13 protein-coding genes are annotated in these 13,201 nt (G+C 69.5%); 5 read left to right on the forward strand and 8 right to left on the reverse strand.

What is annotated here, in order from left to right; translation table 11 throughout:
* Nucleotides 1-27: 27 nt before the first annotated feature.
* The 3 genes from ACIBG5_RS21860 to ACIBG5_RS21870 are packed head-to-tail and all read right to left on the reverse strand — an operon-like array spanning nt 28 to nt 2,688.
* Nucleotides 28-684 carry a hypothetical protein gene (locus ACIBG5_RS21860; protein WP_396393310.1) on the reverse strand — a complete coding sequence of 219 codons (657 nt, stop codon included), beginning with the start codon at nt 682-684 and terminating at the stop codon, nt 28-30.
* On the reverse strand, nt 681-1,502 hold the full coding sequence (locus ACIBG5_RS21865; protein WP_396393311.1) for an ATP-binding cassette domain-containing protein: 822 nt from the start codon (nt 1,500-1,502) through the stop codon (nt 681-683). Before ACIBG5_RS21865 ends, ACIBG5_RS21860 begins: the two co-directional genes overlap by 4 nt.
* Nucleotides 1,414-2,688 (reverse strand): MFS transporter, encoded by a 1,275-nt coding sequence (locus tag ACIBG5_RS21870; RefSeq protein ID WP_396393312.1) that lies wholly within the window; start codon nt 2,686-2,688, stop codon nt 1,414-1,416. The genes ACIBG5_RS21865 and ACIBG5_RS21870 overlap by 89 nt, the downstream gene beginning before the upstream one ends.
* 58 nt (nt 2,689-2,746) lie before the next feature.
* On the opposite strand from ACIBG5_RS21870, the gene ACIBG5_RS21875 reads away from it, so the two are divergent.
* Nucleotides 2,747-3,739, forward strand: coding sequence for an ArsR/SmtB family transcription factor (locus tag ACIBG5_RS21875; protein ID WP_396393313.1), 993 nt, complete (start codon nt 2,747-2,749; stop codon nt 3,737-3,739).
* Here ACIBG5_RS21875 and ACIBG5_RS21880 read toward each other — a convergent pair.
* Nucleotides 3,699-6,113, reverse strand: a complete 2,415-nt coding sequence (locus ACIBG5_RS21880) for a glycoside hydrolase family 3 protein (RefSeq protein ID WP_396393314.1) — start codon at nt 6,111-6,113, stop codon at nt 3,699-3,701. The two genes, ACIBG5_RS21875 and ACIBG5_RS21880, sit on opposite strands and share 41 nt — an antisense overlap.
* Nucleotides 6,114-6,182: 69 nt before the next feature.
* Here ACIBG5_RS21880 and ACIBG5_RS21885 point away from each other — a divergent pair, with 69 nt between their 5' ends.
* From ACIBG5_RS21885 to ACIBG5_RS21900, 4 genes are all read left to right on the forward strand, one after another.
* Nucleotides 6,183-6,770: a TetR/AcrR family transcriptional regulator gene (locus tag ACIBG5_RS21885; protein WP_396393315.1), complete on the forward strand. Its 588-nt coding sequence runs from the start codon at nt 6,183-6,185 to the stop codon at nt 6,768-6,770.
* A gap of 3 nt (nt 6,771-6,773) precedes the next feature.
* Nucleotides 6,774-7,577 (forward strand): CPBP family intramembrane glutamic endopeptidase, encoded by an 804-nt coding sequence (locus ACIBG5_RS21890; RefSeq protein WP_396393316.1) that lies wholly within the window; start codon nt 6,774-6,776, stop codon nt 7,575-7,577.
* Between the two features lie 50 nt (nt 7,578-7,627).
* Nucleotides 7,628-7,933, forward strand: a complete 306-nt coding sequence (locus ACIBG5_RS21895) for a hypothetical protein (protein ID WP_396393317.1) — start codon at nt 7,628-7,630, stop codon at nt 7,931-7,933.
* Between the two features lie 63 nt (nt 7,934-7,996).
* Nucleotides 7,997-8,536, forward strand: coding sequence for a GNAT family N-acetyltransferase (locus tag ACIBG5_RS21900; RefSeq protein ID WP_396393318.1), 540 nt, complete (start codon nt 7,997-7,999; stop codon nt 8,534-8,536).
* Here ACIBG5_RS21900 and ACIBG5_RS21905 read toward each other — a convergent pair.
* The 4 genes from ACIBG5_RS21905 to ACIBG5_RS21920 are packed head-to-tail and all read right to left on the reverse strand — an operon-like array spanning nt 8,526 to nt 13,197.
* The gene (locus ACIBG5_RS21905; RefSeq protein WP_396393319.1) at nt 8,526-9,257 is read right to left on the reverse strand and encodes an amidohydrolase family protein; all 732 of its coding nucleotides are present in this window, start codon (nt 9,255-9,257) and stop codon (nt 8,526-8,528) included. The genes ACIBG5_RS21900 and ACIBG5_RS21905 overlap by 11 nt on opposite strands.
* Complete coding sequence (locus ACIBG5_RS21910; protein ID WP_396393320.1) at nt 9,251-9,979, reverse strand: hypothetical protein; 729 nt, start codon at nt 9,977-9,979, stop codon at nt 9,251-9,253. The genes ACIBG5_RS21905 and ACIBG5_RS21910 overlap by 7 nt, the downstream gene beginning before the upstream one ends.
* A complete protein-coding gene (locus ACIBG5_RS21915) occupies nt 9,979-11,211 on the reverse strand; it encodes a DegT/DnrJ/EryC1/StrS family aminotransferase (RefSeq protein ID WP_396393321.1) in 1,233 nt (410 codons plus the stop codon). Before ACIBG5_RS21915 ends, ACIBG5_RS21910 begins: the two co-directional genes overlap by 1 nt.
* Nucleotides 11,212-11,241: 30 nt before the next feature.
* Complete coding sequence (locus ACIBG5_RS21920) at nt 11,242-13,197, reverse strand: hypothetical protein (protein WP_396393322.1); 1,956 nt, start codon at nt 13,195-13,197, stop codon at nt 11,242-11,244.
* Between the last annotated feature and the right edge of the window lie 4 nt (nt 13,198-13,201).

The following is a 13,201-nucleotide window of genomic DNA, read 5'->3' on the forward strand; positions in this document are numbered from 1 at the left end:
GAGCCGACCACAACTTCGCATGGTGCGTCACTCCTTGCGGTCGGCGATGCCGCGAGTCGCGAGGAGGGCGGCGGCGAGGATGGCTGCGCAGAGAACGGTCAGGAGAGTCAGCGGTACGGCGTCCTCGGTCGCCGTGTGGTCGTTGGACAGCAGGGTCATGATCGGGCGGATCGGGGAGACCCAGCGGATCAGCAGGACAGCGAGGATCGCGGCGGCCGCGGTCAGGGTCGCGATGCCGATGCGGGGGATGACCAGGCGCGAGCAGAGCAGACCGATCGCGGTGCCGATCATCGCGGCGGCCAGTTGGGCGACGGCGCCGACGGTCAGGTTGCCGGCGGTGATGACGTGCTTGCCGGTGACAATCGGATAGATCAGGCCGACCGCGATGAGCGGGACGCTCCAGGTGAGTACGACGGCGACCGTGATCGCGAGCACGCGCAGGGAATCGCCCATCATCACCAGCGTGATCTTGCGCTGGGTCGGGTCCTCGTGGTTGACGATGCTGACGGCCAGCCAGGTGCTGCAGATCAGCATGGCCAACACGCAGAACGCGTACGACGCCTGCAGCGGACCGTTGTCCGAGGTGACGCCGACCGCGAGCGCGGCGAGGAAGATCAGGGTCGGCGGCAAGTAACGCTGGGAGAGCAGGACGCTGGCCAGGAGATACCGGTAGAGGGCGCTCACTCGGGCTTCACCGGCCGAACCGAGACCACTGACCAGCCGTGATTGAGGGCGGTCAGCAACGCGGCGTCGTGGCTGCCGGTCGGCAGGATCAACGTGACGCCGGCGTCGTGGCGTCGTACCTCGAGAACGTCGGGCTGGTGCGACCACTCGAGGTCGGCGCCGGGGATCAGCTCGATCTCCGTGAGTTGGTGCGGTGTGTTCGTGGTGCGTTGGACGAGCTTGCCCTGATGGATCTCGCAGACCCTCGTGGCCGTTGACTTCACGACCTGGTCCGAGTGCTCGGTGAACGCGACCGCGCCACCCTCGCGGGCCGTCTCGGTGAGCAGTTCCCGGAGCGTCCCGTGGGCCGTGGTGTCCAAGCCGGACCAGGGTTCGTCGAGGACGAGCAGTTGCGGTGGCTTGAGCAGTGCCTGGGCGAGCGCGACCTTCTGCGCGTTGCCCTTGGAGAGCTTCCGCATCGGAGTGTCCGCGCCGCCACTCAGTGCGAGCCTGTCCAGAAGCTCGCCGGACCGTTGCCGGGCAGCCCCAGCGGTCAGGCCACGGATTCGTCCCATATGCCGCAGATAAGCGGAGGCCGAGAGGCGGTCGTGCGACGCGAAGACGTCGGGTACGTAGCTCACGATCTGCGCAGTACGCCGTACTGTGCCGGTCGTTGGCCGGGACAGGCCGACCATCAGCTTCAGCACCGTCGACTTGCCGGAACCGTTGGCGCCGACGAGAGCCAGCAACTCACCCTCCTGCAGGTGCAGATCGACGTCGGTCAGAACCTCCCGTCGGCCGTACCGCTTGGAGACCTTCCTCAGCCGCGCTATCTCCATGCGGCGAGACTATCCGGCCACCAGGCCGCATCACCTTCGCCAGCGGGCGGGTGAGGACGAGCGAGACGAGCAATGACGCGGCCGCGAAGGCGGTGATCGAGGGTGCCGGCGCGGTGAGGTCGGCGAGCGTGCCGGCCAGGATCGCGAAGATCCCGAACGCTGTCATCCGCAGCGCGGACTCGACGCCGAGCACCTGCCCCCGGAGGCCGGCCGGCGTCAGCTCGACCAGCACCTCCTGTTGCGACAAGGATGCCGAATAGCCGCTACTGCCGACAGCGACCAGAGCCGCGAGTACGCCGATCGGCAGGTCGAAGGCGAACCCGAGGAACGGGACAGCGAGCAGGTACCGCAACCAACGACCGGCGGTACGACGACCGGACGGGCTGAGGAAGCGGCCGACGACGAGATCGCCGGTCATCATCCCGGCGGCTCCCGCGGCCAGCAGCCAGCCCGCGCGCGGACCGGCGTACGGGACGAAGAGGGCCTCGCAGCCGACGATCAGGCCGTTCGGTAGCGACAGGGCGAGCAGCAACGGCCGGGTCCTGGTCTGACCGAGGAGAAGGCGGTTGCCTCGCCAGGTCTCGCCGAGGCTGGTCCGGGCCCTGCGTCGCGGTGCGCGATCGTGCAGACCGAAGCGGAGGACGGGGATGCTCAGCGCCGAGCAGGCCGTCGCCATCCACAGCACGGTCGCCGGGCTCAGTGCCTGCAGCAACAATCCGGCGATGCCGAAGCCGGCGATCTGCATCGCACCGACCGACAGGTTCATCGCGGATCGGCCGAGGATGAACTGGTCCTCGTCGACCACCTCGTTCAGCAGCCCCCAGCGGACGCCACCTCCGATCGAGAGCCCGTAGGCCACCAGGAGTGCGAGGAGGAGCCGCATCCCCGCGGTGAGATCGAGGGCAGCCTGGGCGGCGACCGCCGCGGTCGACAGGGCGGCGAGCGCGGTCAGGACTCGCCGCGGTCGTGCGGTGTCGGCGGCCGACATCAGCGTGGAGGCGCCGAGCACCTGGGCCAGCGACGGGCCGAACATGATCAAAGCCGCCAGCAACGCCGACCCGGTCGCGGCGTCGACCATCAGTGCGAGCGTGAGGCTGGTCATCGTCGACGACGCGTTGCCGAGGGCGCTGCCGACCCAGAGGTTGCGGAACTCGGCGTTCCTGAAGATCGCCCGGTAGGTGCTCATGTCGGCAGCTTCGACGGCAGGGCGTCCGCGGCCTACAGTTTCGGGTGGAGGCGAAACCTTGTCCGAGTTTCTCGTCGACGCCGACACCCTGGCCCTCGCCAGGTTCGGGACGTCGCAGCTGACTGAGACCGTGTCCGCGCTGAAGCTGCTGCAGCGGCCGGTCGAGCCGTGGTTCCGGGCCTGGAAGGACCAGCACAAGGCCGCGTTCGAGGCCCAGTTGGGCGCCCGGCCGGTCTGGGCCGCGCTCGTCGACAACGCGTTCGGCCGCAGTTGGGTCGCCGACTTCCTGACCGTGCCGCCCCTCGAGCCGGACCAGGTGCTGGCCGACGAGCTCCGGTTGCTGACGAGCCTGAACGACGACCACATCCGCGCTGACCTCAGCGTCGTACGGACGCCGCTGCCCGAGATTCTGCTGACCTCGACAGGGCTCGCGGCTGAAGCTGCGGACCTGCTGCGCTGGGTGTGGGCGGAGACGGTCGAGCCGGACTGGCCGCGGCGGTTGCGGGTGCTGCAGGCCGACATCGTGTCGCGGACGTCGAGACTCAGCGAGCAGGGGTGGTCCGGCGTACTCCGTGGGCTCGGTCCGGATGTCCGCTGGCTGGGAGACGGGCGGATCCAGGTGAACCGATGGGACTACCCGACTACGGACGTGCGGGGTCGCGACCTGATGTTCATCGCGGCCCACAGTCCGGGCGTCAATGTGAGTTGGCGCAAACCGGACCGGTTCGCGCTGACCTATCCGGTCACCGGGATCTTCGCCGGGACCGAGGTACCGGCCGAGCCACTCGTGCAGCTGCTCGGCCGTAACCGGGCCCGCATCCTGGTCGAGGCGGCGGAGCCGGTCAGTACGACGGTCCTGGTCGCGACCACCGGTCTGTCGCTGGCCACGGTGTCGGACCACCTGCGGGTGCTGACCGATGCGGGTCTTCTCGAACGTCGCCGGTCCGGACGCTCGGTCTTGTACTGGCAGTCCGACACCGGTCGTCGCGTCGTACGACGACCGGCGCCGGTCAGCGGATTTCGATCGGGCAGTCGAGCGGGAGGTCGGTGACCGACGAGCCGGCGCGGAGCGTGAAGGTGCCGGGTTCGGTGGTCCAGCCGTTGTCCCAGTGCTCGAAGGTGTGGTTGTGGAGCTGGACGGTGAGCTCCCGCGCTTCGCCTGCGGCGAGACGTACGACGGCGAAGCCGGCCAGCCAGCGGGCCGGACGATCCACAGCAGTCGAAGGGCGTTCGGCGTACACCTGGACGACGTGCTTGCCGGCGCGGTCGCCGGTGTTGCGGACGGTCAGCGCGACCGACGACGGATCGACCGCGCGGAGGTCGGTGAGCTGCCAGGTCGTGTAGCCGAGGCCGTGGCCGAAGGCGAACGCCGGCTCAGTACCGGCCTTCAGCCAGGCGCGGTACCCGATGTGGACGCCCTCGTCGTACCGGACGATCCCGTCGTGTGGTGTCACGTCGATCACTGGTACGTCGGCCTCCTCGCGCGGCCAGGTGGTCGGCAGCCGCCCGCCGGGCTCCACGACGCCGAGCAGTACGTCGGCCAAGGCGTTGCCGTACTCCTGGCCACCGAAGTAGGTGACCAGGAGCGCGGCAACCTCTCCACGCCAGGGCAGCAGCACGGGCGAGCCTGCGTTGACGACCACGACCGTGCGCGGGTTGGCCGCGACCACGGCCCGGACCAGGTCGTCCTGACGGCCGGGAAGTGCGAGCGAACTGCGGTCGTAGCCCTCGGACTCGACCTTCGAGTTGGTCCCGACCACCACGACCGCGACATCCGCCGCCGCGGCCGCCGCGACGGCCTCGTCGATCAGCGCCTGCGGGTCGGAGCGGTCCGGCTCGACGCCCACGGTGATGCTCATGGCGTTGCCGAGGCCGTCGTCACGCTTGGACAGGTCGAGTTCCACTCGAACGTCGACGGCCTGGCCGGCGGTCACCTCCAGCGGCGCCGAGATCGACGGCGGCGACAGCAGCGCCGCACCAAGATCCGTCCCCACCGGTACGGCGACGTCCTCGCGGAGGAGTTTGCCGTCGGCAAAGATCCGGCCGCGGTTGACGGACGCGAAGCCGAGCAGAGCCGCGCCGGACTCGGCCGGGGTGTAGGTGGTGTGGAACTCGACGACCGATGTCTCGGCGATCGGTGCATCGCCGCCGAGGTAGACCAGCGCGCTGGAGAGCCGGTCCTCGGCGAACAACTCGGCACCCTCGGCGTCCAGGAATCGAACCCGTGCGCCCGGCTGCCCGGTCTCCGGATTGACCATGGTGGCGAGCGGTAGCTCGGCGACACCTTCCTGTACGACGGCGCCGAGCGAGTACGTGACCTCGGCATCCGGCAGCGCGGCCCGGAGGCCGTCGAGCGGCGAGACCACGGACGACGGGATGACGGTCGCACTCCCACCGCCCTGGGTGCGGGCGTCGCGGGCATTGTGGCCGATCACAGCCACCCGCGAGACCGCGCTCCACGGCAACTCTCCGCTGTTCCGGAGGAGGACCGAACCCTCAGCGGCCGCGGTCCGGGTGAATGCGACGCCGTCGACCTGCGGCACCTCGGCCGGCTTCTCGTATCCCTCCAGCGCGCCGACCCGGGCAGCGAGCGCGAGCAGCCGCAGTACCTTCCGGTCGATCGCCTCTTCCTTGACCTCACCGGCCCGTACGGCGTCGACCAGCGCATCACCCCACGCGCCGGCCGGTCCCGGCATCGCCAGATCCTGCGAGTACTTGGCGCTCTCGACACTGCGTACGGCGGTCCAGTCGCTCACCACGACTCCGTCGAAACCCCAGTCGGTGTTGAGCGGTGTCTCGAGCAGGTCGTTCTCGGTCGCGGTCGCTCCGTTGACCGAGTTGTACGCGCTCATCACCAGCCAGGCCTTCGACTCGGAGACCGCCTTCTCGAACGCGAGCAGATAGACCTCGCGCAGCGTCCGCTCACTCACCTCGACGTCGACGGTGAAGCGGTCGGTCTCGAAGTCGTTGGCGACGTAATGCTTCGGCGTCGCGCCGACACCCAGCTCCTGTACGCCGGCCACGTACGCAGCGGCCAGGTCGGCAGTGAGCACCGGATCCTCGCTGAACGCCTCGAAGTGCCGGCCGCCGAGCGGGGAGCGATGCAGGTTGATCGTCGGACCCAGTACGACGTCCACGTTCTTGCGCCGGGCCTCGAGTGCCGACACGACGCCGTACCGGTGGGCGACCTCGACGTCCCAGGACGACGAGAGGGCGGTGGCCGACGGCAGGTTCAGCGACGGATCGCGCTCGTCCCAGACGGGACCGCGGACGCCGCTCGGCCCGTCCGAGAGAACCATCGAGCGCAGGCCGATGCCGGGCAGCGGGTGGGTCGACCAGAAGTCCTGTCCGGTCAGGACCCGGATCTTCTCCTCGAGCGTGAGGCGGCCGAGCAGTGCGGCGAGATCGGCTGAGCTGGGGTTCATGCGACGACTGTACGCGCCAAAACCGAGTATCGCTAGGTTTTCGTCCCCGGTCTCGGTAGCATCGCCCGCATGGCTGCCAGAGGTCCGTACGCGAAGGGGGTCGCGAAGCGGGAGGAGATCCTGACCGCGGCGCTCGAGGTGATCGCCCGGCACGGCTACCGCAAGACCTCGACCAAGGAACTCGCCGCCGCGGTCGGCCTGAGCGAGGCGGGTCTGCTGCACTACTTCGGCTCCAAGGAGAAGCTCTTCGAGGCGGTGCTCCGGGCCCGCGACGAGGCCGACGTCGACCGTTTCGACGAGTCGGACCTGATCGCCAAACTGACCGCGATCATCCGCCACAACAGCGACGTACCGGGTCTGGTCCAGCTCTATTCGACGTTCTCCGCCGAGGCCGGCGACCCACAGCACCCGTCCCACCCGTACTTCGCGGAGCGCTACGCACGACTGCGCGAGTCGCTGGCCGACGTCGTGCGCGCCCGTCAGGCCGCCGGAACGTTCACTGCGTCCGCGGACCCGGAGCTGATCGCGACCGTGCTGATCGCGCTCTCGGACGGCCTTCAGGTCCAGTCGCAGTTCGGGCTGCCGGTCGAGCCGGCCGACCTCCTGACTCACGTCGTGGGCCTGCTCGGTTCGGCTGGGGGAGCGGTGGATAGTTGAGGCATGACGAGCTCCGCGGGTGAGGCCGCCGGATCACCCGCGCCCGCCGTGGCCGACCGGCGGGTCCTGACGAAGGAGATCTGGCTGGTCCTGGCACTGTCGTTGGGCGCGTCGGCCCTCTCCGCGGTGATCTCGTTCACCGGTGTACTGACGTCGGCCAAGCCGATCAGCGGGCAGACGGCGGTCATCGTCGGTTCGCGGGCGCCGGGACGCCCGTGGCTGGACCTCACCTGGCAGGTGTTCGCGATCGTCAACGCCCTGGTTCCGGTCGCTCTCGTCGCTCATTTCCTGGCCCGCGGCGGCGAGTCTCTGCACACGATCGGCTTCGACCTGCGGCAGCGGGTCCGTGATCTCGGCCGCGGCGCCGCCGTTGCCGCGTGCGTGGGCGGAGCAGGTCTGGCCTTCTACCTCGCCGCCTACGCCACCGGCGCCAACCTGTCCGTCGACCCGTCCCAGCTGCCCGACTACTGGTGGCGCATCCCGATCCTGATCCTCGTCGCCGTGCAGAACGCCGTACTCGAGGAGGTCATCGTCCTCGGCTACCTCAACCACCGGCTGGACCAGCTGGGCTGGTCGACCACCCAGGCGACGGTCACCAGTTCGCTGCTGCGCGGCTCGTACCACCTCTACCAGGGCCTCGGCGGCTTCGCCGGCAACGTCATCATGGGCGTCATCTTCTGCTACCTGTACCGGCGCTGGGGCCGGGTCGGCCCGCTCGTCGTGGCCCACACGTTGATCGATATCGCTGCCCTGGTGGGGGCGACGTACCTGATCGGCAAGGTCGGCTGGCTGCCCGGCGGAGGGTGATCGAAACGACTGACACGTAACCGATCGGGGGTGGATCGGGTTGATGATGCGTGACTGTTAACGGGGAAATCGCAAGTCCGCCCGAGATCGATCCGGGGTTGGCCGCCGCCGCACTGGCCGTCTTCGCCCACCGGCACGAGGTGGTGCATCTGCTCCACGCCGCCACCGACGAACCGGACGCGCTGGCCCGCATCGCCGACCTGCTGCGCGTCGACGAGGCGACCATCGCCAGAGTCCTGGACCAGCCACTGCGCTGGATGCTCCCTCAGTTCCGCACCGAGCTGGAGGCCATCGCCGCCGCTCCACCACCCTCCAGGCCGGCACCACAACCCGAGCCGGAGCCCGTGACCACCTGACCGCCGTGCGGTGGACGCCTACCACCGGCGTCCACTGCACCACGGGTTGATTAGGTTGGGCTCGTGGAGAGTCATGGGGCCGGCGTGCTGGAGATCGCGGACGAGTTGACCGAGGCGTACGTCGAGGTGTTCACGGCGCCGCCGTGGCAGCACCGGGATCCGGACGAGACGCGGATCGCGTTCCGGCGGCGGCTGGAGGGCGACGCTCGGCGGGACGGCTTCCAGGCCTGGGTGGAGCGGTCCGATGACGGACGGATCGCCGGGTTCGTGACCGGTTGGATCACGCCGGCACCGTTCCGGACCGATCGGTCCTACGGGAGCGTGCAGAAGCGGCTCGGGCCGGAGCAGGTCGAGGAGTTGCTGGTCGGTGCCTTCGAGATCGACGAGCTGGGTGTGCTCGCGCACGCCCGCGGGACCGGACTCGGGCGGCGGTTGCTGGAGACTGCGACCCAGGAGCAACCGCGCGCCTGGCTACTGGCCTGGAACCAGAATCACGACAGCCTCGCGTTCTACCGCCGGATCGGCTGGCAAGAACCACCCGTCCGGGGGCCCGAGACCGACATCGTCGTCTTCGTGTCCCCGAACCAGCCGCTCAGAGGCTGAACAGACCGGTGGCGTTCTGCCACATGATGGCGTCGTGCTCGGTCGGGGTCAGGTTGGCGGCTTCGAAGGCGCCCAGGGCGACCGAGGGGTCGATCAGAGTCGCGTCGGTCCCGAACATGAGGCGGGAGTGGCCGATCTGGTCCAGGACCCAGCGGATCCTGTTGGCGTCGGGGGCGGACCAGCATGGCTCGAACCAGATGCGGTCCGAGCGGGACGCGGCCTCGGGCAGGTGCGGCCAGCCGAAGGCGCCCATGTGGCCGGCGATCACCTGAGCGTCCGGGACGCGGGCCGCTACGTCGGCGAGGTCGAGGACGTTCTCGCCCCACGTGTGGACCAGGGTGGGCAGCCCGAACTCGGTGGTGAGCTCGATCGCGGCCTGCATGCCGGGAGACGCGATCGGGGTGCGGCTGTACTCGGTGTGGATCTTGGCGCCGACCCACCGGGAGCGTCCGTCGCCGGCGAGCAGTTCGTCGAGATCGGCCCGGGCCTCGTCCAGCCGGCGTGGGTCGACCACCAGCATGCCGCGCAGCCGCGAGTCGGCCGGGAGTTGCGCCGCGAGCGAGCGGTTCCCCGCGGGCGCGTCGTACACGATCGCCTCGATCGCGGAGACCAGCTGGACGTCGATGCCGAAGCGGTCGATCAGGTCGATGTTGACGTCGATGCTGCGCACGTCCATGGAGAAGAACCACGGACCCCAGTGCGCGTGTACGTCGATCAGCATGCCGGCTCCAGGAGGTTGGTCAGGGACTTGCTGCCGGCCTGGGCGATCTCGGCGGCCGTGAGCTTCGAGGTCAGCAGGCGACGGACCACGGAGTGGGTCTCGTGGAACGGAGTCCGGCAGCCGAGCAGCAACCGCTCGGAGCCGACCTCACCGGCGACGATCTCGAGCGAGTCCGGCCCGGTGAGCATCCGGGTCGAGGTGTGGAACCCACTCTCCGCGCGGGCCAGCACGATGAAGTCGCCGAGGTGGTAGAAGTGCGTGTCGAGGAACACGACGCGCGCCCCGAGGCCGCGGAACGGCGTACCGATCTTGCGTACGTCGCCCTCCACGAAGATCGTCAGGTCCGCCTCCACCAGCAGCCGCACCACGTGGTCGAACGACGGGAAACCCGGCTCCACACCCTGCGCGGTCGGCGCGAGCCGGACCGTCTGCGGCCGGTCCGGCTGGGCCAGTACCCGCTCGAGTTCCCGCTCGGCGCCCAGCACGTCGCGCAGGTCGAGCACCGGGCCCGCGGACCAGCCGTTGCTGTCGGCAACCTGCCGCGCCTCGTCGTTCCCGGTCGGTACGTCGAAGTGCACGGCTCGCAGCGAGGACACGACACCACCGGAGATCCCGGTGGCCTTGAACACGTCCTGCACCGCGTCGGGGCGACTCCAGCGACCGGTCGTGACGTCGTGCCCGACCAGTACGTCGCAGTCCAGCAGGTGCGGAGTGTCGTTCATCAGGCCTCCCGGGCCAGTGCGCTGTGGACCTTGCGGATCGCGGCGACGATGTCGTCGACGTCCGCGTCCGTGTAGTTCTCGTTCCAGGGAAGGACCAGCAGCCGGCTGTTGATCAGCTCCTCGGCATTCGGGCAGAGGCCGGGCGGGTACTCGACGTCCTGCAGCGGGAACTGGGACTGCCCGTAGGTGATCCGCTCGCGCACCGCGGGCGCGGCGTACAGCGGGCTGGTCAGATAGCCGCCGACCGCGGGCACGCCCTCGGCGGTCAGGGCCGCCGCCCACTCGTGCAGGTCGCCCGCGACCTCCGGGTCGATGATCAGCGGGTACTGCCAGTACACGTGATCGCCGCTGTCCGGTGGCGCCGTGATGCCGGACAGGTCGCTGATCCCGGTCGTGGCGCGTGCGGCGCCGGTACGACGATCCGCGACGATCTCCCGCACCCGTGACAACTGCGCTCGGGTCACCGCCCCGGCCAGCTCGGTCATCCGGTAGTTGAGAGCCAGGAACAGATAGGTCCGCTCGTCGGTGTCGCGCGGCCAGCCCTTGTCGGCGAACAGCCGCATCCGCCGGGCCAGGGCCGCGTCATCGGTGACCACAAGACCACCGTCGCCGGCGCTGATGTGCTTGGTCTGCTGCAGGCTGAAGCAGCCGATGTGCCCGATTCGCCCGGCGAACGTGTCACCGACCGGAGCGAGGTAGGCCTGCGCACAGTCCTCGATCAGCACGATCCCGTGCTGATCGCACAGCTCCCGCAGTTCCCGGATCGGGGCCGGCTTGCCGAACAGGTGCACGGCCAGCACGGCCTTCGTCCTCGGCGTGATCGCGGCGGCGACGGCAGCCGGATCGAGGTTCCCCGTGATCGGGTCGACGTCGCAGAACACCGGTACGGCGTTCTGCATCATGATCGGGAACACCGTGCCCATGTCGCTGATCGGCGTGGTGATGATCTCGTCACCCGGTTCCGGATTCACCGCCGCGACCGCGAGGTGCAGCGCCGCCGTACCCGAACTGCACGCAACCGCATGCCCGGCGCCCAGCAGGTCCGCGAACTCCCGCTCCAGAGCGGGGACCTCGGTACCCCAGGTCGCCGAGAGCATGCCGCTGCGCAGCACCCTCTCCACGGCCTTGACCTCCTCGTCGCCGAACCGGCGGCCGGAGGAGTCGAACACCGACGGCAGGGGAGTGGTGCGCACCGGGGTGCCGCCGTCACGGGCGAGCGTGGTGTTGTCCATCGAAACGCGTCCTCACGTGGTTGAGGTTGCTTACGGCAACGGCAGTTGGACCAGATCGCGGTCGGCCAGGCCCCAGACGACGTGCCGCCGGCCGGACACCGGGGTCAGCTGAGGCACGGTGTACCACCCGTCGCCGAGGTTGTTCACCAGCAGCTCCGCCTCGGCCAGGCCAGGCCCGAGCCGGTACAGATTGCCGCCGAAGTTCGTTTCACCATAGACCCCGGAGCGGTCGGTGAAGATCTGGCCGTAGCCCGACAACTTGTTGGTGCCACGGACGACCGCCTTCGTCCTGAGGTCGTACGTGAACCAGCCGCCGCTGGTTCGCTTCAGTACGCAGTACAGGATGCCGTCCTTGACCGCGACGCTCTGGATCGAGCGCTCACCGGCGAGCGGCTCGGCGGTCCACAGCAGTCGCCGACGTTGGAGGTCGAACGCCGCAATCGCGGCCGAGATCCGGGTCGGGGTGATCCCGCCACCACCGACGACGTCGCCGCCGATGTAGGCGATGCCGTCGTCGATCGCGACCGTCATCACGCTCTGGTCCGGGAGGATGCCGTAGTGGACGTCCAGGCTGCCGGTCCTCGGGTCCAGGAGCGTCAGCGCGCCGGTGAGCTTGCCAGTGCCTGGTGCCGACGCGATCGCGAGCAGCTTCGATTTCGGGTCGTACGCCGCCTGCCACGGGCGTTGCTGGTCGTGGCCGATCGTCCCGAAGCTGTGGACCTCGTTGCTGCGCGGGTTGATCCGCACCACCTCGGTGCTCGGGTAGAGGGCGCTGTACAGCTCTCCCCGGAGCCAGGTCAGGGTCTTCGCCTCACCTGGCACCCGGATGCGCCGACCGGCGCCTGCACCCGGTGGGACGGTGTGCTCGGTCACGACCCAGTGGCCGCCGACGTAGAGGTGCGGATCGCCGAGCTGGATCGACTGGGGCTTGTCCGCCGCCGGAGTGAAACCGGCGTCGATCAGATCGAGCAGTTCGAACTCGCCGGTGGTGAGGTCGAGCCACCAGAGCACCCCGGATCCGGTCGAGCCGAGGAGTGTGGTCGCGTCGAGGAGGTGGAGACTGCGGTGCTCGTCTGCCGGCGCCGGGGTGGCGACCGCGGTCAAACTCGTGTCACTCGGACCGCAGGACCAGACCGTCCCCGAGCCGCGGGTCGTGACATACGCCGTACCGTCCGCGCCGACTGTGATCGCGTCGATGCTCGTCTCGCCTGCGGGCAGCGCGACGGTTCGGACGTCGGTGCCATCGAGAGCCATGCTGGACAGCGCTCCGTCGCTGCCCGCGAAGAGCCGGTCGGTCGTTGCAGCGAACGGGCCGAACTTCTGCCCGCGGATCGGTTCGGGCGTGAGATCGCGGAACTCGCCGCTGCTCCGGTCGTAGCCGATCAGCTCCGAGGGCGTGTAGATCCCGGCGTACACGAAGTTGCCCGCGGCGCCGACGTACCGTCCGTACTGCGCTCCGGTGACCGGCGTGCCGAGGCGGGTGAGTGCGTTGGTGCTGGGGTCGATCTGCCAGATCGTGCCGTTCGGATAGCTGACCGCGAAGACCTGGCCGTCGGGCGCGGTCACCATGTCCCAGACGAACCCGCCGGCTCCGGCCAGGCTGCCGACGCGGGCGACCGATCCGGTCGCCGGGTCGAAGCAGTACACGTCCGCAACCGGGTACAGGCCGAGGTACACCTTGCCGGCGGCAACTGTTATGCCCCAGCCGCCTTCGCCTACCGGGAGTTCGACGGTCCTGGTGACCCTTCGGGTGGTCAGGTCGATCTCGCTCAGTCGCGGTGGCACGATGCCCCGGCTGACGACGTACGCATGCCCGTCGTGGACGGCCATCGCCACGACGGCGGCGGTCAGGCAGGCGGGGCCGAAGGTCGGCAGTGTGCTGCCGTCGATCGGGCCGTCGCCGGCCGCGGCGACGCTGGGGACGGCAGTGGCCACGGTCGTGATCGCGGCCCCAGCCAGGAGCGTACGGCGTGAGAGTTGGGTCATCGGC

The organism is Kribbella sp. NPDC050241, from assembly GCF_044459685.1.
In the GTDB taxonomy this organism is placed as follows: Bacteria; Actinomycetota; Actinomycetes; order Propionibacteriales; family Kribbellaceae; genus Kribbella.

Bases quoted from the DNA above. Each gene is read 5' to 3' on its own strand.
- ACIBG5_RS21865 (WP_396393311.1), bottom strand. From the start codon at position 1,502: ATGGAGATAGCGCGGCTGAGGAAGGTCTCCAAGCGGTACGGCCGACGG.
- ACIBG5_RS21870 (WP_396393312.1), bottom strand. From the start codon at position 2,688: ATGAGCACCTACCGGGCGATCTTCAGGAACGCCGAGTTCCGCAACCTC.
- ACIBG5_RS21880 (WP_396393314.1), bottom strand. From the start codon at position 6,113: ATGAACCCCAGCTCAGCCGATCTCGCCGCACTGCTCGGCCGCCTCACG.
- ACIBG5_RS21885 (WP_396393315.1), top strand. From the start codon at position 6,183: ATGGCTGCCAGAGGTCCGTACGCGAAGGGGGTCGCGAAGCGGGAGGAG.
- ACIBG5_RS21890 (WP_396393316.1), top strand. From the start codon at position 6,774: ATGACGAGCTCCGCGGGTGAGGCCGCCGGATCACCCGCGCCCGCCGTG.
- ACIBG5_RS21905 (WP_396393319.1), bottom strand. From the start codon at position 9,257: ATGCTGATCGACGTACACGCGCACTGGGGTCCGTGGTTCTTCTCCATG.
- ACIBG5_RS21910 (WP_396393320.1), bottom strand. From the start codon at position 9,979: ATGAACGACACTCCGCACCTGCTGGACTGCGACGTACTGGTCGGGCAC.
- ACIBG5_RS21915 (WP_396393321.1), bottom strand. From the start codon at position 11,211: ATGGACAACACCACGCTCGCCCGTGACGGCGGCACCCCGGTGCGCACC.
- ACIBG5_RS21920 (WP_396393322.1), bottom strand. From the start codon at position 13,197: ATGACCCAACTCTCACGCCGTACGCTCCTGGCTGGGGCCGCGATCACG.